The organism is Streptomyces sp. CA-288835 (assembly GCF_050936385.1).
GTDB lineage: Bacteria > Actinomycetota > Actinomycetes > Streptomycetales > Streptomycetaceae > Streptomyces.
The window spans coordinates 2,150,691-2,171,550 of sequence record NZ_JBNJMW010000001.1 but is presented as its reverse complement, the minus strand read 5'-3'; the positions used below and the strand labels follow the sequence as shown (position 1 = coordinate 2,171,550).

The 20,860-nt window shown below is 71.0% G+C and carries 15 protein-coding genes; 9 read left to right on the top strand and 6 right to left on the bottom strand.

Annotation, left to right across the window (positions count from 1 at the left end):
- Positions 1-30 precede the first annotated feature (30 nt).
- The 6 genes from ACQEVY_RS09820 (at position 31) to rsgA (ending at position 7,482) form a co-directional block, all read left to right on the top strand.
- On the top strand, positions 31-432 hold the full coding sequence (locus ACQEVY_RS09820) for a hypothetical protein (protein ID WP_432946895.1): 402 nt from the start codon (positions 31-33) through the stop codon (positions 430-432).
- A complete protein-coding gene (locus ACQEVY_RS09815; protein WP_432946893.1) occupies positions 429-1,085 on the top strand; it encodes a hypothetical protein in 657 nt (218 codons plus the stop codon). The genes ACQEVY_RS09820 and ACQEVY_RS09815 overlap by 4 nt, the downstream gene beginning before the upstream one ends.
- 343 nt (positions 1,086-1,428) lie before the next feature.
- Positions 1,429-1,983, top strand: coding sequence for a DUF1772 domain-containing protein (locus tag ACQEVY_RS09810; RefSeq protein WP_432946891.1), 555 nt, complete (start codon positions 1,429-1,431; stop codon positions 1,981-1,983).
- A 42-nt stretch (positions 1,984-2,025) separates the two neighbouring features.
- Complete coding sequence (locus ACQEVY_RS09805; RefSeq protein ID WP_432946889.1) at positions 2,026-4,584, top strand: polysaccharide lyase family 8 super-sandwich domain-containing protein; 2,559 nt, start codon at positions 2,026-2,028, stop codon at positions 4,582-4,584.
- A 71-nt stretch (positions 4,585-4,655) separates the two neighbouring features.
- On the top strand, positions 4,656-6,128 hold the full coding sequence (locus tag ACQEVY_RS09800) for an AAA family ATPase (RefSeq protein WP_432946887.1): 1,473 nt from the start codon (positions 4,656-4,658) through the stop codon (positions 6,126-6,128).
- Positions 6,129-6,381: 253 nt separating this feature from the next.
- Positions 6,382-7,482 carry a ribosome small subunit-dependent GTPase A gene (gene rsgA / locus ACQEVY_RS09795; RefSeq protein WP_432946885.1) on the top strand — a complete coding sequence of 367 codons (1,101 nt, stop codon included), beginning with the start codon at positions 6,382-6,384 and terminating at the stop codon, positions 7,480-7,482.
- A 477-nt stretch (positions 7,483-7,959) separates the two neighbouring features.
- Here rsgA and ACQEVY_RS09790 read toward each other — a convergent pair whose 3' ends face one another.
- Together ACQEVY_RS09790 and ACQEVY_RS09785 are read right to left on the bottom strand one after the other, a co-directional pair.
- Entirely contained in the window at positions 7,960-10,326 is a 2,367-nt protein-coding gene (locus ACQEVY_RS09790; RefSeq protein WP_432946883.1) for a glycosyl hydrolase family 95 catalytic domain-containing protein, read from the bottom strand.
- A gap of 262 nt (positions 10,327-10,588) precedes the next feature.
- The gene (locus ACQEVY_RS09785) at positions 10,589-11,563 is read right to left on the bottom strand and encodes a helix-turn-helix domain-containing protein (RefSeq protein ID WP_432946881.1); all 975 of its coding nucleotides are present in this window, start codon (positions 11,561-11,563) and stop codon (positions 10,589-10,591) included.
- Between the two features lie 223 nt (positions 11,564-11,786).
- Here ACQEVY_RS09785 and ACQEVY_RS09780 point away from each other — a divergent pair, with 223 nt between their 5' ends.
- Positions 11,787-13,643 carry a protein phosphatase 2C domain-containing protein gene (locus ACQEVY_RS09780; protein WP_432946879.1) on the top strand — a complete coding sequence of 619 codons (1,857 nt, stop codon included), beginning with the start codon at positions 11,787-11,789 and terminating at the stop codon, positions 13,641-13,643.
- 226 nt (positions 13,644-13,869) lie between these two features.
- On the top strand, positions 13,870-14,340 hold the full coding sequence (locus tag ACQEVY_RS09775; protein ID WP_432946877.1) for an ATP-binding protein: 471 nt from the start codon (positions 13,870-13,872) through the stop codon (positions 14,338-14,340).
- Between the two features lie 82 nt (positions 14,341-14,422).
- On the opposite strand, the gene ACQEVY_RS09770 is transcribed toward ACQEVY_RS09775, so the two are convergent.
- A complete protein-coding gene (locus tag ACQEVY_RS09770) occupies positions 14,423-15,478 on the bottom strand; it encodes a DUF2637 domain-containing protein (RefSeq protein WP_328767824.1) in 1,056 nt (351 codons plus the stop codon).
- Positions 15,479-15,787: 309 nt separating this feature from the next.
- On the bottom strand, positions 15,788-16,621 hold the full coding sequence (locus ACQEVY_RS09765) for a (2Fe-2S)-binding protein (RefSeq protein WP_432946875.1): 834 nt from the start codon (positions 16,619-16,621) through the stop codon (positions 15,788-15,790).
- Between the two features lie 450 nt (positions 16,622-17,071).
- On the opposite strand from ACQEVY_RS09765, the gene ACQEVY_RS09760 reads away from it, so the two are divergent.
- On the top strand, positions 17,072-18,034 hold the full coding sequence (locus tag ACQEVY_RS09760) for a GntR family transcriptional regulator (protein ID WP_432946873.1): 963 nt from the start codon (positions 17,072-17,074) through the stop codon (positions 18,032-18,034).
- Between the two features lie 218 nt (positions 18,035-18,252).
- On the opposite strand, the gene ACQEVY_RS09755 is transcribed toward ACQEVY_RS09760, so the two are convergent.
- On the bottom strand, positions 18,253-19,026 hold the full coding sequence (locus tag ACQEVY_RS09755) for a hypothetical protein (RefSeq protein WP_432946871.1): 774 nt from the start codon (positions 19,024-19,026) through the stop codon (positions 18,253-18,255).
- A 153-nt stretch (positions 19,027-19,179) separates the two neighbouring features.
- The gene (locus ACQEVY_RS09750; protein ID WP_432946869.1) at positions 19,180-20,853 is read right to left on the bottom strand and encodes a PucR family transcriptional regulator; all 1,674 of its coding nucleotides are present in this window, start codon (positions 20,851-20,853) and stop codon (positions 19,180-19,182) included.
- Between the last annotated feature and the right edge of the window lie 7 nt (positions 20,854-20,860).

Below are 20,860 nucleotides of genomic sequence, written 5' to 3'. Positions count from 1 at the left end.
CGGCGAGGCAGAAGGGAACGAGCGCCCAGTATGCCGGCACCCGAGCACACGACCAGCGAACCATGGGAAGCGACTTCGGACTTCCGGTGGACCCACCGCGCCTACGACCTGCTGGAGCAGAACCTTCTGCGCGCCGACGTCAGCGTCGTCGAGGGCGTCCTGACCACCCGGGTCTGGGGCAACTGCCCCCGCTGCGAGGGACTGCTGGACGACCGTCAGGTCCCCATGGCCGTCGGTGACTTCAGCCCGGTCCGCGGCCGTGCGGACCGGGAAGCCGCGGCGCTGCACCCGGCCGTGGTGGTCGTGGACGTCACCTGCGGCTGCGGCCACGCGCACGCCGGTGCGCCGGAGGGTACGACCGGGTGCGGGGTCAGCTTCCGGGTGGAGCTGGTGGCCGAGGACGCCACGGCCGATGCGGGTGGCACGCCATGAGCGGGTTCCGGCCGAGGCGGCCGGCCAGCGGGCCCTCGGCCTTCGACCTCGCCGAACGCGACGCCTTCGCGGCCCTGTCGGCGGCATCCCTGGACGCCGTACGCGCCAGCGCCGAGGCGTGGCGCAACGGGCTGTCCGCCTTCATCGCCCTCGTCACCACCGGAGTGGTGATCAAGGGACGGGACACCACCGCCGCCCTGCCCGTGGGATGGCGGGTGGCCGTCACCGTGCTCATCGGCGGCGGGCTGCTCGCCGCGATCGTCGGGCTGTGGCAGGCGCTCGCCGCACAGGCGGGCACACGTCCTCGGGCGACCACGCTGAGTGCCGTGCACGATCGGTATGGCTCGGTCGCCGCGTACCGGGTCGCCTTGGCGCACGCGGCGGCCGCCCGGGTCCGGCGCGCTCAGTACCTGGTCGCTGTCGCGCTGGCCCTCCTGCTCGCGGGCATCGTCGCCACCTGGTGGGCACCCGCCGCTCCGTCCAAGGAGAAGCCGACGTACCTCGAGATCAGCCACCCGGGCGGTCCCAGTTGCGGAACCCTGAGTTACGGCGACGGCGGCAAGCTCCGGTTGAAGAGCCCGGGACGCCATGAGCCCGTGGTGGTCCCGCTGGTGGAAGTCACCAACATCAAGGTCGTCAAAGCCTGCCGATGACGGTGGGGAATGGGCCTGGCGCCGGTCCGAAAACCAGTGGCGCCCCGGCGTGGGCCGGTCCCAGGGCCGACAGGGATGACTGGCGCGTCGGGCCGGAAGTTCCGCGACTGCCAGCGGATCATCAAGCTCGGTCGGCTTCCTCGCGTCCTGGGAGGGCGAGAACTCGGCGTCGTTCGACGTCACGCTGAACGGGCACGCCTGCACGGACGCGAGCTGAACGACTAACGGCTCGCGCCCGACTGAGGCCGGGCCCGCTGGCCCCTGGGCGGGCCTGGACGGCCGCTTATGCGGCTGCGCGTCCTGGCCATGTTGTCCGCGACGGGGCGTCGGTTGACTCGTAGCCATGACACAGAACAACGACGGGCGGCGTACGACCGCCGGAAGTGTGCTGGTCGCGGCTACGGTCGCCATGGGTCTGATCGCTGGGACGTTCTACATTTTCGCCTGCGCCGTGATGCCGGCGCTGGCCCGCAGCGACGACCGCGTCTATGTCGAGGTCATGCAGAACATCGACGATGTCATCCAGAACCCGGTGTTCTTCCTGAGCTTCATCGGCGCGCTGATCCTCGCGGGAATCTCCGCCTGGCAGCTGCGCTCTTTCGAGAGGCTGCGCGGGTGGGTGTGGGCCGCCCTCGTCGCGTACGCTCTCGCGTTCCTGTTCACCGTCATGGTGAACATCCCGCTCAACACCGACCTCGTCGACGCCGGTGATCCGGCGAGGATCGCCGATCCGGCCGCGGTGCGGGAGGAGTTCGAGGATCCGTGGGTGGCCTGGAACATCGTACGAGCGGTGCTGTCGACGATCGCGCTGGGCTGCCTGGCCCGGGCACTCGTCCTGTACGGACGAACGGCGCGCCGGACGCGGGACCACTTGCCGTCGGCTGTCGTGTCCGCTTGACTCCGCCACGTCAGGACGCCAACGCAGTGGCGGAGGACAACGATGGAGATCACCCGAAGACGGCTGTTGTCCGCCCTCTCAGCCGCCGGTCTGGTGGCCGTGATCCCCTCGGAGCCGGCGAGCGGGGCGGAGGTGGACGTGGGCAGTGCACGTCTCCTGGCCAACACCGTGGCGGTGTTCGCCGGGACCGCCGAGTCCAACGCCCGGCCGGAGACGGCCGCCAAGCTCGCCGCCATCGACACCGCCGCGCGGACGAATCTGGCGTCGATGGATGCGGCGGGCGCGGGCGAGCTGTTCGCCGGTCTGGTGCTCGGCACCGACGAGGCCAACCTCAACACCGCGTTCCGGCGGCTGTACGAGATCGCCCTCGCCACCCGCACACCGGGCGCCCCAGCCTCCGACCTGTACGGGAACACCGCCGTCCAGCGCCGGGTGATCGACGGCCTCGGCTGGCTGCACGAGCGCTACTACGGCGACCAGTCCAAGGGCTACTACGGCAACTGGCACCACTGGGAGATCGGCCTCTCCCAGCACATCAGCAAGACCCTGGCCTTACTCTCCGACGAGGTGCAGGCGTACCGCCCCGACCTCATCCGCACCTACGTCACCTCGATGGACGCCTACCTCCGCAACGGCGTCGACGGAGACGTGAACCTCGACTCGCGCTTCCACACCGGCGCCAACCTCGCCGACATCACCACCAACCGGATCCTGCAGGGCGCGCTCCTCGGCGACGACGGGCGCATCCGCAAGGCACTCACCGACCAGCTGACGGTCTTCGTCACCATCGACCCGTACCACCTCAACCACGGTGTCACGGACGGCCATTACGCCGACGGGTCGTTCATCCAGCACTCCTCCGTCGCCTACACCGGCTCGTACGGCAAGGCCCTGCTGACCCGTGTCGTCCAGGCCCTCAAGATCCTCGACGGCACGGGTTTCGCGCACGGCGAGGAGCTGGTGCCGACCGTGCACGGCTGGGTGCAGAACGGCTTCGCGCCGCTGATCTTCGAGGGCTGGATGATGGAGATCGTCAAGGGGAGGGCGGTCTCGCGGACGGACACCGGCTACACCGATGTCGCGGTGGTCGTCGAGGCCGTCGTCGATCTCGCCTCGCTCGCGACCGACGCCGATGCCACCGCTCTCAAGAGCTACGTCAAGTACATCCGCTCGACCTCGCGCGCCCCCCTCGACACGGCCGCCTTCGTCTCCCCGGTCAGCATCGTGCGTTACACCGACATCATCGGCGACGCCACCATCGAGCCCGCGGATCTCAGCCCCGCCTCGCGCAGCGTCGCCTTCAACGCCATGGACAGGACCGTGCACCGCAGACCGGGGTACGCCTTCGCGCTCGCCCGCAGCTCCGACCGGATCTCCAAGTACGAGTACATGAACGGCGAGAACCTCATGCCCTGGTTCCAGGGCGACGGCGCGTACTACCTCTACCTCTCCGGACAGGACCAGACCCAGGCGTACGGCGTCGACTACTTCACCACGGTCTCGCCGTACGGCCTCGCGGGTGTCACCGCGCCGGTCGAGCGGCGGCACACCATCCCCGAGCTGTACGGAAAGCCGTACTACGACAACCCCGGCCACCCGCTCAACTTCACCTCGTCGTCCGAGTCGCAGAACAAGTACGTGTACTTCCCGCGCGGCACCAACCGGTACTCCGGCGGCGCTGTCCTCGGGGCGTACGGCGCGGCCGGGATGGTGCAGTCGGATGATGTCGCCTTCCGCGACAAGGAGGCGGGGCTGCTGCCGGACGACTTCGTGGTCTACCGCAACGCGACGGCGACCAAGTCGTGGTTCCTGCTCGACGAGGAGATCGTGGTGCTCGCGGCCGGAGTCGGCGACAGCGCCGGGCGGGCCGTGACCACGACGGTCGACGCCCGCACCGCCGCACCGGGTGATCAGCTCTCCGTCACCGGAATGCGCCGCGACGGCCGCCCCTGGACCGGCCCGGGCACCGGCGACCTGCGCTGGCTGCGCTACGCCAACGCCACGCAGCAGACCGCCGTCGGCTATGTCTTCCTCGACACCCCGCCGGTGCGGGTCGCCCTGGACAGGGTCACTCGCAGCCGCCGGGTGGTCCGCACCGCGAACCCGGACACCGCCGTGACCCGCACGGTGCTCGGTGTGACGGTCGAGCAGGCTCCCGGAGCTGAACCGGCCCGCCTGGCCTACGTGTTGGTGCCGAACGCGGCGGAGACCGGCCTGCGTTCGTACCTGCACGACGGGCGGCTGAAGATTCTGGCGAACACCTCACGTCTACAGGCCATCACCCACACCGGCCTCGGCCTGACAGCCGCCAACAGCTTCACACCCGGCCACCACGAGGCCCCAGGAATGCGTATGCGCATCGACGGCCCCGCCTCGGTGATCGTGCGGCGTGAGCGCCGAGGCCTGACCACCGTCGCCGTGTCCGACCCGACCATGCACCGCGACACGGTCACTGTCCTCCTCCCCGGCCGACCCCTGCGAGAGGTCACCTCGGACGACGGGGTACGCGTGCGCGCGACCCACGCTGGAACCCGGTTGGACTTCGACACCCACCACGCATACGGACGGAGCTTCAGGGTCACGCTGCGCGGTTGGGCCTGACATAGGGGTACAGTTTATAGAGGTGTAGTTCTATATTCTGCTGCCGTCGGAGAGGCGTGGGTCGGAGAGGCATGGATAAGCCCGTCGAGATGTTCGACCGCGACTACGAATGGTCGGCGCTGACGCGTTTCATCGAGGATGACCAGCCGGGCGCGACGCTCGGGGTGGTCTCCGGGCGGCGCCGACAGGGCAAGACCTTCCTGCTCGACGCGGCCTGCCGTGCCGCGGGCGGGTTCTACTTCGGGGCGACCGAAGCCACCGATGCCGAGTCCTTGCGGCGAATCAGCGCCGCGCTCACCGCGCATGTGCGCCCTGCCAGTCCGTACCACTTCTCCGACTGGGCCGAGGCCGTCGACGCGCTCCTCGCGCTGGGCGTGGAGCGGCCCGTGCCCGTCGTGATCGACGAGTTCCCGTACCTCGCCAAGGCGAATCCGGAGCTCCCTTCGATCATCCAGGAGGCGCTGCGGACTCTGCGCGACCAGCGCAGCGGTTCCCGTACCCGGCTGCTGCTGTGCGGCTCGGCGCTGTCGTTCATGGGCAGGCTGCTGTCCGGCAATGCTCCCCTACGAGGCCGGGCAGGGCTGGAGTTGGTCGTCCGCCCTCTCGACCACCGCCTGGCCGCCGAATTCTGGAACATCACAGACCCGCGACTTGCTCTGCAGGTCAACGCCATCGTGGGCGGCACACCTGCGTATCGACGGGAATTCGCCCGCGGCGACACCCCGGACGGAGCCGACGACTTCGACGACTGGGTCGTACGCACCGTCCTCAACCCGGAGACACCCCTGTTCCGCGAGGCCCGCTATCTGCTCGCGGAAGAGCCCGACCTGCGGGACACCGCCCTGTACCTGTCCGTGCTGGCGGCGGTCGCCGACGGCAACGCCACCCGCGGGGGTATGGCCGGGTACCTGGAGCGCAAGGCCACCGACATCGCTCACCCCATCAACGTCCTTGAAGACGCCGGTCTGTTGCACCGGGATGCCGACGCCTTCCGCGCGAACCGCCCCACCTACCGCATCGCCGAACCCCTGATCGGCTTCTATCACGCCATCATGCGGCCGGTCTGGGACCAGCTGGAACGCCCCGGCAGCGCGGCCCGGGTCTGGCAGGCCAGCCGCCGCCGCTTCACCAGTAACGTCCTCGGGCCGCATTTCGAACAGGTCTGCCGCGACTGGGCACTGCACCACGCCGACCCGGAGCTGTTCGGCGGTCTGCCGGCTCGGGTGGGACATGGCGTGGTGCACGATCCCAAGGCCCGTGTCGGACATGAAGTGGATGTGGCGGTCATCGGTATCGCCGACGGTTCCAGGCCACCGCTCCTTGCGATCGGCGAGGCCAAGTGGAATGACACCATGGGCATCGCCCACATTGAGCGCCTCCAGCACATCCGCGACCTCATCGCCCAGGCCGGACGTTACGACACCACCGGCACCCGACTCATGTGCCTCAGCGGCGCGGGCTTCAACGAGAAGGCCTACGCGGCCGCACAGGCTGACCCTGATATCCAACTGGTCGATCTGGAGGCGCTGTACGGCATGGCGTGACGCCCTTCCGTCGCACCATGGGCCGGCGTTCATGGGCCGCCGTAATTCGGTGGCGGCGTGGCTCAGGTGTCTCTATGGTCGGTGCTGTTCGAGCGGTGGCCTGAGGGTGCCGCGGGTGACTTGGGTTGGTTGGGAGGTGTGACCGATGGCTGTCTCTGTGATGGGCGCTGCCCGCATCCGGAAGTTCATCAAGTCCACCTCTGTGGCCACCGGCTGACATCCTCCCGGGGCCACCCTTCGAAGGGTCAACCCCTTGTCTTTGTCTGCTGGTTCTCTTTCTCCGCATCCGCTCGCGTCCTATGGCTGGGACGACGCGTGGGCTGCGGAATTCGCCCCGTATTTCGAGCGGGGGCTGGTGCCCGGACGGGTCGTCCGGGTTGATCGTGGGCAGTGCGATGTGGTCACTGCCGACGGGCTGGTGCGGGTCGACACCGAGTTCGTCACGCCGAACGATCCGCTGCGGGTCATCTGCACCGGGGACTGGGCTGTCGTCGATGCCGGCGGCGACCCCCGGTACGTACAGGCGTATCTGCCGCGCCGTACCGCCTTCGTGCGCTCGACCTCCTCGAAGCGGTCGGAAGGGCAGATCCTGGCCGCCAACGTCGACTACGCGGTGGTCGCGGTGTCGTTGGCGGTGGAGCTCGATCTCGGGCGGATCGAACGGTTTCTGGCGCTTGCCTGGGAGTCGGGGGCGCAGCCGCTGGTCGTGCTGACCAAGGCGGATCTCGTGCCTGACGGTGCGACGCTGTCGCATTTGGTGCGGGACGTGGAGACCACCGCGCCGGGTGTGGCTGTGCTGCCGGTCAGTTCCACCGTGGGGGACGGGCTCGATGTCCTCGCCGCGGTGGTATCCGGGGGTACGTCCGTGCTGCTCGGGCAGTCGGGTGCCGGTAAGTCGACCCTCGCCAACGCCCTCCTCGGGGAAGAGGTGATGTCGGTGCACGCCACGCGTGACGTGGACGGGAAGGGGCGGCATACGACCACTACCCGCAACCTTCTCGTGCTCCCAGGTGGCGGTGTGCTCATCGATACGCCTGGGTTGCGGGGAGTTGGGCTCTTCGATGCCGAGGGTGGGGTCGGGCAGGTGTTCTCGGAGATCGAGGAGCTTGCCGCGGAGTGTCGTTTCCAGGACTGTGCGCATGTGGCTGAGCCGGGGTGTGCGGTGTTGGAGGCCGTGGAGTCGGGTGTACTGCCGGAGCGTCGTCTCGACAGCTATCGGAGGCTGTTGCGTGAGAATCAGCGGATCGTTGCGAAGACGGATGCGCGGGCTCGGGCGGAGCTTCGGAAGGAGTGGAAGCGGCGGGGGGCCGCGGGGCGGGCCGCGATGGAGGTTAAGCGGGGGCGGTGGCGCTGAGCCTTGGCGGGTGGGTGCGTGGGGGAGGTTTTCTTTCCCCCAGCCCCGCCCCTTCCCGAAACTGGGACTCCGCCCCAGACCCCCGCAGGGGGTGGTGGGTGACACTGCGTGTCGCGGCTGCGGGTGCGTTGTGGCTGGTCGCGCAGTTCCCCGCGCCCCTAAAAACCTGCGGCTGCCCGCGCCCGGGAAAGCCCGGTCCCCCATAGCCCCGAGGCCGCCCACGGCGGGAAGGGGACGGGGCGGGGGTGTGCGCCCGCAGCGGCCGGCGCGCCAACACCGGCACCCTCTACCAGCCAACAGCAACGCGCGCCGGTCCGAGGACGGACACCCCCGACGCGGCCCCGACCCCCAACGCACCCAAGGGGCGCGGGGCTGTGACATTAGCGGCTCCGCCGCGGGGCGCGAGCAACCACAACGGCGCCGCAGCCGACAACGAACCCACCTGTCCCACCGCCGGAGGTAACCCACAGTCGGCAATCAGGCCGGTAGCCCCCATCGCGGTGCCGCCTCGTTCGGCTCGACCGGAGCGATTCGTAGGTCCGGGTGGTCGCCCTTGGCGGTGATCAGTGCCGAGTCGCCCTTGCGTAGGGGGATGCGGATCGTGCCGTCGTCGACGGAGTCGTATCGCAGGGGGCGGCCGCGGGCGTCCCGTACGTCGACGGGGCCCGCGATGCCGTGCCGTACGACGCACGGCGCGCCCGCCTCGCTCACCAGCCGTACCCAGCGCGTCGCCCCGTCCTCCCGTACCGCGCTGAGCAGAAACGCGCCCTGGGTGCGGAAGTTGTGGACCGTCAGGTCCGACCAGGCCGCGGGGAGGGCGGGGAAGACGCGGATGATGCCGCCCCAGGACTGGCAGACCATGTCGTGCAGGGACTGGGCGGCCGACAGGGGGGTTTCGATGACCGGGCCGCTCTCCTTGTACATGGTGTTGGGCTGGATGAAGCGGGACATCAGCTGGCCGAGGTAGGTGAGTGCGTCCTCGCCTTTGCCCAGGAGGGCCGAAATCGAGGCCGCGCCTGTGAAGGTGTAGCCCTGGAGGGCTCCCTCGAAGCCGACCCAGTGGGCCAACGACCTCTCGATCAGGGCCTTTTCGGTCGGAGTACTGCCCGTCAGTTCGTACAGCGGGTACACCGCCAGCAGATGCGAGTAGTGGCGGTGCGACTTCGCGAAGGGGATGTCCGCGCCGATCATGAAGCCGTTCTCGTCGGTCGGGTATGCCACCCGCCGGGCCAGGACCTCGCGCCAGCGTGGCGCCAACTCGTCGTCGATGCCGAGGAGTTCGGCCGACTCCAGGAGCGTACGACAGCCCCATGTGAGCAGCATCAGGTCGTAGTTGCAGTCCTTGGAGTTGCCGCCGTACTCCGGTGAGAAGGTGGCCGGGAGGTGCAACTTGCCGTCCGCGCCCGGCTCCAGGAAGTGCAGGTAGTAGTTGATCGCCTTGCGGAGGAGGGGGTAGAGGACGTCTCGGAGGATCGACTCGTCCATGGTGTGGCGGTAGCTGAGCCAGACGTTGTGCAGGGCCCAGGTGAGGTTGCCTACCTCGGGGGTCGGCGGGTCCTGGCCCGGGATGCCGACGCCGTAGCCGAGTACGGGGCCCGTCGCGCCGCCGTTGACCAGCGAGGCGTCGGTGGTGCGCGGGATGCCGAGGGAGTCGGCACGGTACGCGGGTGCCATCTCGGCGGTGAGGTTGTCGCGGAACTCGCTCAACGCCCTTGTCACCGCGTCGAGTTCGAGATGGTTGGAACCGTGGATCAGCCAGTACTCCAACTGCACGTTCAGGTTCCACCAGGTCGCCGGCCACGGCGTGGACTCGACCCAGGGGCCGCATGTCGCCATTACGGGCGCGTCTCGGCGGGCCGCCGACGCCGTCTTGTAGAGCTGGATCCAGTAGAAGCGCTGGATGCGCGCGTCGGGCAGCGAGAGGAAACTCTTGCGGTAGAAGGCCCGCCACCAGGCGCGATGCGTCACCGCCAGGAGGTCGTACGAGAGGAGCAACGCGTTGCGGACGGCGGCCAGTGCTCGCCCGAGCGCCGTCGACTTGGGGTACGAGTGCGCGACATGGGCGTACAGCGTTCGCGTACGGCCCCGGGTGCGCTCCCGCCACGCGGTGACGTGTTGTCCGCCGGACAGCAGGGGTTGTACGGCGGTGGAGATGCCGTCGTGTTCCCCGGTCTCGGCGGGCGGGTTGGGCGCGTATCCCTCCGGAAGCGGACGGAAATCGGCGCGCGGGCTGACCGCCTTCGCCGGATGGAAGACCCACTTGAAGTCGCGCTCGCCCTCGCTCGGTGTCACCTCGATGGCCAGTACGGAGTGGGAGTTGTGCACCAGGGCGCGGATCGTGAGCTTGCCCTTGTCGGTGGTGAGGGTGCCGGTCAGTTCGGCGTCGCGCAGGCCGAGGCGCCAGTCCAGGCCGGTGATCGTGCCCACCGGTTCCAGGGTGAAGTGGCCGATCGGTAGCCGGGCTAGCCCGAAGAGCGAGCCGAACTCCGGGCGGTGGTCCTGGACTTCGGAGTGCTGCACGTTGAAGCGGACGGCTTCGGTCTCCCTGCCCGGTTCGGCGTAGATGCCGGAGCCGAGGAAGCCGTTGCCCAGGAACGGGCCCTCGTACCAGGTCTTCGGCATCCGCTGCCAGACCAGGTCGGCGTCGTCGAGGACGGTACGCCAGGGGTCGGAGACGGGGTGCGGGGCGGCTCCGGAGGCCGTTGTGGAGGTCGTTGCGCCGGACGCCGCCGTGGCCGGTGCGGGCAGGCCGCCCGCGAGCAGCGTTCCGCCGAGCGCGGAGCCGGTGGCGAGCACGGTACGTCTGGAGGGGCGGCTGGACCGAGGGCTGGACGGGCTGGGCATGACGCCTCCTGGCGGCTCGCATGACACAGGGATGCGATACGGCTCCGATGGATTCATCGGAGCTATCCCCGAACGCAAGTTAGAGTTGACGCGCGACGTCGTCAATAAGTCGGGAGAGATCCGATGTGTTGGGTGTGCGTGCCGACCGACGTGGTTCGGCCGCGCCCCAAAGGGGCGCGGGGCTGTGACACATGCGGCTCCGCCGCGGGGCGCGACCAGCCACAACGGACCCGCAGAGTCGAACGGCCCTCCCAGCGGAGCGCTAGCGCTCCCGAACCACCCAACCCCGCTCGTACGCCTGCCACCCCAATTGGAGCCGCGTCGTCACGCCCGTCAGTTCCATGAGGCGTTTCACTCTGCGCTGTACGGTCCGCAGGCCCAGGTCGAGTTGCTTGGCTACGCTCGCGTCGGTCAGGCCGGCGAGGAGTAGGGAGAGGATCTCCAGGTCGGCGGTGTCCGGGCCGTCCGGCTCCTCTTCAGCAGGCGTGCCGGTCGCGCCGAGGCGTAGTGGGAGCGCGTCCCGCCATACCGACTCGAACAGCGCCGAGAGTGAGGCGAGCAGTCCGCTCGCGTGCACCACGAGCGCGGCGGGTTCGAGGGCGCCCGGGGTCAGCGGCACCATGGCGAGCGTGCGGTCGGCGATCACGAGGTGGGTGGGCACCTTGTCCACGACCCGTATCTGTTCGTCGCGGCCGAGCGCCTCGGACAGTTCGGCTATGCCGGTGGGGCGGTGCAGCACGGCCCGTTCGACGACCACCCGGCGGCCGGCGGGCTTCTCCTTCGCGTCGTCCTCGGACCCGGTGACCGCGTACGCGTCGGCGGTGACCAGCGCGCACACCTCCTCGCGTGCAGCGAGCCGGAGTTGCAGCAGCCGCTGCGAGACGGCCGCCGCGCCCGTCACCACCTCGACCAGGTCGTGCCCGGCGGGCTCGGCGGCCTGCGCGCGGTACTCCTCGGCGAGCCGCGCCGCCGCCAGCTCCGCCTTCTCCAGTTCCTGACGCCGCTGGGTGAGCAGCGCGCCGAGAGCGACCCCAGGCGGCGCCGCCACCCAACGCCCCGGCCGGGCCGAGGACTTGGCCGCCAGACCGTGCCGTTCGAGCCGACGCAGCGCCCGCTCCGTGTCGTACTCGCCGAGCGTGAGCCGCCGCGCGAGGTCCGGTACGTCGGCGGCGCCCACGGACACCAGCGCCCGGTACGCCGACTCATGCGTCTCGTCCAGACCGATCGCTCCCAGCATTCGGCGACGCCCCTCCCTCGTTGACCGGCCGTGGCGGGAAAGTGCCACGGCGCAAACGTGCCGCGGCACATCATTCCCGTACCACCCGCCTCTCTGCCACGGTTACGTCACCCTGGCACCGTTGCGTCACCGGGGGACCAGCTGCCGTTCGGCATCGGAGGCACTGGCCGGTTTTTCCGGATGCACCGTTTTCAACCGGCCCGTCCGGTGGACAATTAGGGGCATGAGCCAGCAGGGGGAGACGCCGACCGGTCATGAGGACGACTGGTGGCGGCAGTTGTACGACGACTCCACCGAGGACACGGGGCCGGCGGCCGCGGCCGACTCCCTCGACGACCGGTTCGCCTCGGCGGCGGGAACGGTCGGAGTTGTTCCGCCACAGGGTCCGCCCGGCGGGGGCACCCCCGCGAAACCGTCGGCCTCCGGGCCGCCCTCCTCGATGCCGCAGCCTTCGGCGGCGGAGCCCTCGATGCCGCCGGGCGCCGACGCCTTGCGGCGCAGCGGGCTTCAGCGGCAGCGGGCGCCCTGGGAGGCGCCACCCCCTGAACCGCCGGGGCCGGCCTCCTTCCCGCCGGCCCCCAGGCGGACTCCACCGGGTCCCAAGCCGCCGGGATTCCGCACGGAGGCGTCCAGCAGCGATACGTCCACCGAGACGCCGGGGGCGGCGCCGGTCGCTTCCGCCTCCGCCGGGGCGGGGCGGGCCGATGCGCCCGCGGATGCCTCGTACGGGATTGGGGCCGAGCGGGTTGATACGCCCACGGATGCCTCGTACGGCAATGGGGCCGACCGGACCGATGCGCCCGCGGGCGCCTCGTACGGGAATGCGGCCGACCGGGTCGATACGCCCGCCGATGCCTCGTACGAGACTGGGGCTGATCGAGCCGATCCGCCTGCCGATGCGTCATACGGATATGGGGATGAGCGGGCGGAGGCGCCGACCGGCGGCCCCGCCACCTTGATTGACGCCCCTTCAGGCGCCCCGTCGCGCGCACCTTCAGGCGCTCCGTCAGCCGTCCCGGCTGACACCCCGCCGCAAACCCCGTCGGATCCCACGCCCGACGCCCCGTCAGCACCCTCCTCGGACACCCCGTACGCCCCTCGCCCCTCCACCCCGCCCACCATCGACTACGTAGGCTCCGGCCCGCCCACCTACGACTCCGAACCCACCGCCCTGCCGCCCGCGGACCCCGACGATCTCGACGACCTGGTCGCCGACACCGTGCTGGACGGGGCGCACTACGGGGCCTGCACGCTGCGGGCCGCTTCTGTGCGCGGGGACTCCGCGCGGTACCGGGGTGAGCCGCGGCGGGACTCGTTGCTGACCGCGCGGTTCGGGACGGGGGAGCAGGCGCTGGTACTGGTGGCCATGGCGACCGGAGCGCGGGCCACGCCCGGCGCGCATCTGGCCGCCGCAGAGGCCTGCCAGTGGATCGGGCGGGCCGTGGGCCGCAGTCATGCGCGGCTCGTCGAGGACATCAGGGCGGCCCGGCGGGGCGACCTCAAGTCCGGGCTGCACCGGCTCACCGACCGCAGCCTCGGCAAACTCCGGGCCACCGCCGCCGAGCAGGGCGTCGACCCGGAGGAGTACACGGCGAGCCTGCGCTGTCTGCTGCTTCCGGCCGACCCCGAGTGCCGTACGCGCGTCTTCTTCGGCGTCGGCGAGGGCGGTCTGTTCCGGCTGCGTGACGGCGAACTCCAGGACATCGAGCCGCGGGTCGCCGAGACCACCGGCGAGGCCGTGGTCGGCTTCGGCTCGCCGCCCTCCGAGACGCCCGAGGGCGACCGGCTGACCATGGACCTCGGCATTGCGACACCCCCGAGCCCGTACGAACCCGCCCCTCAACCGCCCCGCCCGCCCTTCCGTTTCCGCGCCTCCGTCGCCCGCCCCGGCGACACACTGCTCCTGTGTACGGGCGGCCTGGCCGAACCACTGCGCGGCGAACCCGAACTCGCCCACCACCTGACGGACCGCTGGGCCGACACGGCGCCACCCGGCATGGCGGCCTTCCTCGCCGACGTCCAGGTGAGGGTCAAGGGGTACGCCGACGACCGCACGGCGGCGGCGGTCTGGGAGGCGTGACGCCTGCGCGCGGAGTGGACGGGTTGTGGCTGACTTCTGCCGGAATTTCCTCTCTCGTACGGGGAACCCGTGGCCGTATCGCAGGTAGTTGACCATTCGACATGACTGGCTCGTGCCCGGCTGGGCATGCATCCCGTGTAAGTGTTCGAACACCATTCGGGCAACAGGGGGCGACGTCGGCGTGCGGGCGGGGGTCATGAAGAGGCAGGTACGAGGGGGCGGTCCCGTGGTAGTCGGGGCCTTCTCGGCGAAGACGGTGAAGGCAGCGAAGGATTCGGGAAACGGTGTGAAGGGCCAGCGCGGTCCGCAGCTGAGGCGCAGACTGCGGCGGGCCGATCTGCGGGCGGTGCCCGAAGTGCGCAGAGCGCTACGGGAGTTGCTCTCGCACTGGGGGAGGCCCGGCAGGTCCGAGACGGCGGAACTTCTGACCAGCGAACTCGTCACCAACGCCCTCGTCCACACCGACACCGACGCGGTGCTCACGGCCACGGTCGGCCCGCGTGGACTCCGGGTGGAGGTAAGGGACTTCCTGGGCCGCAAGCCGAGTCTGCGGCAGACCAACGGGCAGACGAACGCCGACGAGGGCACGCATGGACGCGGACTGGTGCTCGTAGAGTCACTCGCGGACGAGTGGGGCGTACGGGCGCACGGCGTGGGCAAGTCGGTGTGGTTCGAACTGAACGGCGGCGCGGCCTAGTTCAGGCCACGCCGCCGCAGAAAGTAAGGCCACAAGGTGGGGGAAGCCTCAGGGAGCGTCAGATCAGCACCGGCATCTGTCCTCAGCCGAACTGCTGCTCCAGGTCCTTGAGCTTGCGCTCCAAGGAGTCGAGCCGCGGCAGAGCCATCGTGTCGTCCTCGGCTGTGAGGTCGACGGTCAGCGGCTCGGCGCCGCTTCCGCTCTTAACGGCCGCGAGGGAGGGACGGGGGGCGCGCATGGGCAGCGGTTCCGGCGTCGATATGGCAGGCTCCGCGGCCACCTGAGCCGGGGCCGCGGGGGCCTGCACCGCCTGCACCTCGACCTGCCTGCCGCCGCGCCCGATCAGTCCGCGGTGGCCGCGGGTGAGCGCCTTGATACGGGCCCGGTCCAGGCGCTCCTGGTCGCGCCGGCGCTGCCGGTTCTGCTCCTTCTGCCGCTTGTCCTCGCGCACTTCCTCGACCGCCTCGTCCAGGCTGCGCACACCCTCGAGAAGCATCAGCGACCAGGCGCCGTACGTCTCACGGGGAGCCCGCAGCCAGCGGACGATACGGATCTGCGGCAACGGGCGGGGCACCAGGCCCTGCTCGCGCAGCGCCGCCCGGCGGGTCTGCTTCAGAGCCCGGTCGAACAGCACCGCCGCCGACAGCGACATGCCGGCGAAGAAGTGCGGAGCGCCCGCGTGCCCGGCGCCCCGGGGTGCGTGCACCCAGTTGAACCAGGCGGCGGCGGCCGCGAACGTCCACACAAGTATGCGAGAACCGAGGGCCGCGTCGCCGTGGCTGGCCTCGCGTACCGCGAGCACCGAGCAGAACATCGCGGCGCCGTCCAGGCCGAACGGAACGAGGTACTGCCAGCCGCCGGAGAGATTCAGGTTCTGCTCACCGAAGCCGACCAGTCCATGGAAGGAGAGCGCTGCGGCGACCGCGGCGCAGCAGAACAGCAGCACATAGGAGGCGGTGCCGTAGATGGCCTCCTTGCGCCTGCGTCGCTCTTCGCTGCGCTCCCAAGAGTCGTCGGCTTCCGCTGCTTTCTCCCCGGCGCGCTTGCCGCGCGCGAGCACCGCAACCGCCGCCAGCATGCCCAGGAGCAGTACGGCGCCCGGAAGCAGCCAGTTAAGCGATATGTCGGTCAGTCTCATCTGGGGTCCCTTGCATTGGGATAGGGCGTAACGCCCGCCATAGTGGCCCAATCCCGTCGGCCCTCAGGGGGTTTCGGCGCAAGAGGCCGCCAAGGGAGTGCAAGGGGATGCGCAGGGCGACGTTCTGCTCGAACTGCCAGTCGAGGGACAGGAGTTGAGTACGAATAAGACTACCCGTAACGGTGGTTCGACGGATAGTTCCTGCGGCAAGTGAGGAAGTTGTGAATCGCCTGTAACCAGCCGGGGGCCCGACGGGGGCCGATGGGGGCGTGACGGGGGGCCGACGGGGGCTGTTTTCAGCCCCAGGGCTCAACCGGCCGCTTGCGCGGTCAGCTTCTCGATGCGGAGCTTGTCGCTGTTGCGCGGGCAGTTGGCGCAGGTGTCCTCGGGCTCGATGGTGTAGAAGAAGCAGCAGCTGGCGCGGTCGCGGGTGGGCAGCGATTCGCCGCAGGGGCCGGTCAGTTGGCGGAACGCGGGGGTGCCGACGTACGGGCGGGTCGTGCCCGGGAGCAGTCGCTCCAGCTCGGCCATCACCCGCTGCTCCTCGCCGAGTTGCTGGCCGATGTAGTGGAGGCTCTCGACCAGGTCGTCGGTCACCGTGCCCCACAGGGCGCGGCCGCGGCGGCGCATCCGGGGGCCGAAGCCGCCGAGTACCGGCTCCAGGTGCTCGGCGACGGCCGCCCGTACCTCCTCGCGCAGGGCCTCCTCGTCCGGTACGACACGGGCGCCGGGCAGCGTGGCCGCCGGGTCGTCCGGCAGGCAGGCGAATTCGGCGACCCGTACCGTCATACGGCCGAGCTCGCGCTGGTAGGAGACGTTCTCCGTGGGGATACGGGGCACGCGGCGCAGCAGGAACCACGGCACCGTGAAGAGGAGGCAGGCCGGCCAGGCGTACCGGTGCAGGCCGAAGCTGGCGATGACGTCGGGGCGGGCCTGCTGTCCGTAGTCCTTGAGCACCTGTGCGCCGTCCCATGCGAGGAACGCGTCGAGATCGGGTCCGCCCGCCGCGAGCTGGTCGACGGCGAACCAACCGCCGCCCCGCGGGGCCTCCTCCTCGGGACCGAGCTCCGTAATGCCCAGGTAGGGATAGGCCTCGGTCAAGCGGTCGTACGCCTCCGTGACGACCATGTACGGACCACCCATCACGTTCGGCTGCCAGGTAAGGCTTACCTTATCCGATGTGGTCGAGGTTTGAACTGCCGTCCGTTCCGCCTATCGTGCTGGCTTACGACCACATCACCCGCAATAGCCACAAGTACCGCCAACCCGGAGGAGGCCCCCGTGAACCTTGCCGGCCCGAGTGACGGCTCCGCCGGGAGTACGGGGGATACGGGGGGTAGGTCGACGCGGGCTCGGTCTGAGCCGGACGCTCGCTCGGCGTCGGGGGCTCGGTCCGGGTCGGACGCCGGCTCGGCGACGGGGGTTCGCTCCGGGCCGGACGCTCGCTCCGAGTCGGACGACGGCTCGCCGACGGGAGCTCGCTCTGAGCCGGGCGCCCGCGCGACGTCGGGGGTTCGCTCCGAGTCGGACGCCCGCGCGAGGTCGGGGTCTCGCTCTGAGCCGGACGCTCGCTCGGCGACGGGGGCGGCTCGGGTGCCTTCGCGGCAGGAGGCGGGGGCGGCCAGGGTGCCCCAGCAGCAGGGGGCGGGGGGTACGGGGGCTGCGGACCGGGAGCGTACGGGCGGCGCCGCGGGCCGCCGCGCCGAGGCGGGTGCCGGGAGTGGTACGGCGCCGGCCGTTGCCGAGCACTCGGACTCCGCCCGGGGTGAGCACACGCACAGCGAGACTCCGATCCCGGGGCCGCGCGCGGCGCACGGGCGCCCGCAGGCCGGTGCGGCGGGCGGGGCAGCCCTGGCCGACCCCGACCCGGGCGGAGCTGCCCCCGCCGATCCAGGCGGGCCCGCGCGGGCCCGCCAGTCGGCGGTCCCCCGGCCCGTCGTCCAGCGGGCCTCCGTCCGGGGGCAGATCCTGGACGCCCTCCGGGTCGCCCTTGCGGGCGGAGAACTCGAGCCCGGCGAGGTCTACTCCGCGCCCGTGCTCGGCGAGCGCTTCGGGGTGTCGGCGACTCCCGTGCGGGAAGCCATGCAGCAGCTCGCGGTCGAGGGGGCTGTTGAGGTGGTGCCGAACCGGGGGTTCCGGGTCGTCGAGCGTGGGGCGCGGGAGCTGGCCGAGCTGGTCGAGATCCGGGTGCTGCTCGAGGCGCCCGTGATGCTGCGGCTGGCCCGTAACGTGCCCGCCGAGCGCTGGGCAGAGTTGCGCCCGCTCGCCGAGGCGACGGTGCGGGCGGCGGCCTCCGGCTGCCGGGCGACGTACGTCGAGTCCGACCGCGCCTTCCACCGCGCGGTGCTGGCTCTCTCGGGCAACGAGCAGCTCGTACGGATGGCCGACGACCTGCACCGGCGCGCCCAGTGGCCGTCCGTCACCGGGCCCGCCTCCCGGCGTCGCGCGGCGCTGGCCGCGCACGCGGCCGAACACACTGCGCTCCTGGACGCGTTGAGCAACCAGGACCTGGCGGCGACGCAGGCCCTTGTGCGGGATCACTTCGCCGGGGCGTGAGCGCTCCGCTGGAGGTGCAGTGATTCGGCTGCGGGTTCGTTGTGGCTGGTCGCGCAGTTCCCCGCGCCCCTTAAGAGGCCTGCGGCCTCCTTCGGGGGCGCGGTGCCGCGCGGACTTCACAGGCCGCCCAGCGCGGCACGTCACGCCGCGCGCCCGCCGACGGAGCCAATCGCGGCCCCCTCACCCCGCGCCCGCCAGCAGAGCCAACCAATACACCCTCACGCCGCCCCCGCCGGCGGAGCCAACCTTGGTGCCAGCCACGTCGGTACGCCACCCAGGAGCCGGAACAGCCGTGCCGCCTCCGCCCGTAGCCGGGACGCGTCCGGCTCGGTCTCGGCGTCGGCGAGGGAGGCCAGTGCGGGCGCTGTGCCCACCAAGTAGCCCAACTCCTCGCGGATCCGCAGCGATTCGCTGAAGCCGTGGCGGGCCTCTGCCAACTCGCCTTCGCGAAGGGCGAGTCCGGCCAGGTGGCGCCAGGTGAAGGAGAGCAGCAGAGCGTCGCCCTGGGCGGTTGCGCCGGCGTGGGCGCGGCGGTATGCGGCGCGGGCCGCCTGCGGGGAGTGGGCGAGGTTCTCGGCGAGGAGCCCGCGGCGGAAGTCGAGCAGGGCGCGTCCCGGAGCGCTCGGCGCGATCAGCGCGGCGGCCCGGCCGAGCGCGGCCCGCGCCTCGTCCGCACGGTCCCGCACCGCGAGCAACGTGGCCGCGTACGCGAGCTGCCCGCGCTCGCAGGCCGCCGCCCCCCGCTCCTCGTCACTCCGTGCCAGCGCCTCCGCCGTACGCAGCGCGTCCTCGGCCTCCGCCCAGCCCTGCTCGGTGTAGAGGCACCGTTCGACCAGGAGCGACGCCCGTTGGAGCGCGGCGCTCGCCGTGACGGGTTCGAGGAGCGCGGCTGCGTCGGCCCAGCAGGCGCGCGAACGCAGCCGCCATACCGCGGTCTGGAGTGGATCGTCCCCTGCAGCCGTTCCGTAACCAGACATGGCGGGATACGCCACGTTGCCCTCCCCGAGCACACCATTGAGCTGTTGAGTGGTGGCCGCATCTCAGCATGAATCGGGTTGCCTGGCCAAGGGGGTGGGTGAAGGATTTCACAAAGTCATTAGAGAAGGAGTGGCACTTCGTGCCTCCAGATCCACATCCCTGTGACCTCAGCTCATCCGCAACGCCAGGAAGAAGTCCAGCTTGTCCTCGAGTCGTGACAGGTCGCGGCTCGTCAACTGCTCGATTCGGCCCACCCGGTAGCGCAATGTGTTGACGTGCAGATGCAGACGGCTCGCGCAGCGCGTCCAGGAGCCGTCGCAGTCGAGGAACGCCTCGAGGGTGGGGATCAGTTCGGCGCGATGGCGGCGGTCGTAGTCCCGTAGGGGATCGAGGAGGCGAGCCGTGAAGGCGCGGCGTACGTCGTCCGGCACGAACGGCAGGAGCAGCACGTGCGAGGCCAGCTCGTGATGCCCCGCCGCGCACACCCGGCCGGGGCGGGCGGCGGCGACCCGGCGAGCGTGCCGGGCCTCCTCCAGCGCGCCCCGCAGGCCCTCCGCCGAGTGCACGGCCGCGCTGACGCCGAGCGTGAGTCGGCCATCGTCGTTCAGGCCCGCCGACAGCGGGCCGCGGACGGCTGCCAGCAGCGTGTCGGCGAGCAGGCCCGACTCCAAGCCGTCGTGCTCCGAGGCCACCGCCGGCAGCGGTACGAGCGCGATCGCCTCCTCGCCCGTATGGGCCACCGCGATCCGGTCGGACGGCTCGGGCCCGGCCGACAGCGGATCGACGAGGATCTCCTCAAGCAGCGACTGTGCCACCGGACCGCCCTCGATCTCCCCGCCGTCCCACTCGACACGCGCCACCACGACCTGCCAGTGCGGGGCCGCACCGAGCCCCGGCAGCAGCACGGGCGCGGCGACCCGCAGCCGCGCCGCGATCTCCGCGGGCGCCGCCCCGCTCTGCACCAACTCCAGTACTTCCTGGGCGAGTCGGCGCCGCACCGTACGCGCCGCGTCTCGCCGGTCCCGCTCCACCGCGATCAGCTGCGTCACCCCGTGGAGCAGGTCGAGCCGCTCCTCCGGCCAGTCCCCGGCGTCCGCCTCCACCGCGAGCAGCCAGTCCGACAGGACCGTCTCGCGTACGTCGCGGGAGGCCGCCGCGCCTCTGCCGCTGCTGAGGATCGGGAAGAGGGAGTACGTCGTGCCGCGCACCGACACGCGGTACGGCCCACGCCGCCCCGTGCGCACCGCCGCCAGGTGCTCGGCGGCAAGCTGGGCGCGGATGTCGGCGGGAGGCCGGGCCCCCGCGAGGTTCGCGCCCGCTATCGCGCGCCCGGCGGGAGACAGTACCCAGGCCCGTAGATCCAGATCCGAGCCGAGCAGATCCAGGACCACGTCCGGGCCGCCGCCCGCCGGGCCGGAGGTCATCATCCGCCGGTGCCGGTCCACCACGGCCGCCAGATCCCCGGCCCGTTCGCCCGAGACCTGCCGTACGACATGCTCGGTGATCGTCGCGAAGGCCACCGACTCGTCGACGGCGAACAGCGGCAGCCGGTGCCGGGCGCAGGCCAGCACCAGATCGTCGGGGATGTCGCCCAGCTCGGCCTCACCGGCGGCCAGGGCCGCGACCCCGGCGGCCACGAGGATCCGTACGAAGGGCTCGGAGTCCGCCGCGCTGCGCCGCCACGCGAGACCCGTGAGGACCAGTTCACCACCCGAGAGATAGCGGCTGGGGTCGCGCAGATCCGTGGTCATCACCCCGCGCACGGTGCGGTCCAGCTCGTCCTCGCCGCCGAGCAGCCTGAGGCCCAGCGCGTCGGTGTCCAGCAGTGCGCGCAGCCGCATTCTCGTC

Coding starts and splice junctions, on each gene's coding strand:
- ACQEVY_RS09820 (WP_432946895.1), top strand. CDS start 31: ATGCCGGCACCCGAGCACACGACCAGCGAACCATGGGAAGCGACTTCG.
- ACQEVY_RS09815 (WP_432946893.1), top strand. CDS start 429: ATGAGCGGGTTCCGGCCGAGGCGGCCGGCCAGCGGGCCCTCGGCCTTC.
- ACQEVY_RS09810 (WP_432946891.1), top strand. CDS start 1,429: ATGACACAGAACAACGACGGGCGGCGTACGACCGCCGGAAGTGTGCTG.
- ACQEVY_RS09805 (WP_432946889.1), top strand. CDS start 2,026: ATGGAGATCACCCGAAGACGGCTGTTGTCCGCCCTCTCAGCCGCCGGT.
- ACQEVY_RS09800 (WP_432946887.1), top strand. CDS start 4,656: ATGGATAAGCCCGTCGAGATGTTCGACCGCGACTACGAATGGTCGGCG.
- ACQEVY_RS09790 (WP_432946883.1), bottom strand. CDS start 10,326: ATGCCCAGCCCGTCCAGCCCTCGGTCCAGCCGCCCCTCCAGACGTACC.
- ACQEVY_RS09785 (WP_432946881.1), bottom strand. CDS start 11,563: ATGCTGGGAGCGATCGGTCTGGACGAGACGCATGAGTCGGCGTACCGG.
- ACQEVY_RS09780 (WP_432946879.1), top strand. CDS start 11,787: ATGAGCCAGCAGGGGGAGACGCCGACCGGTCATGAGGACGACTGGTGG.
- ACQEVY_RS09770 (WP_328767824.1), bottom strand. CDS start 15,478: ATGAGACTGACCGACATATCGCTTAACTGGCTGCTTCCGGGCGCCGTA.
- ACQEVY_RS09765 (WP_432946875.1), bottom strand. CDS start 16,621: ATGGGTGGTCCGTACATGGTCGTCACGGAGGCGTACGACCGCTTGACC.
- ACQEVY_RS09750 (WP_432946869.1), bottom strand. CDS start 20,853: ATGCGGCTGCGCGCACTGCTGGACACCGACGCGCTGGGCCTCAGGCTG.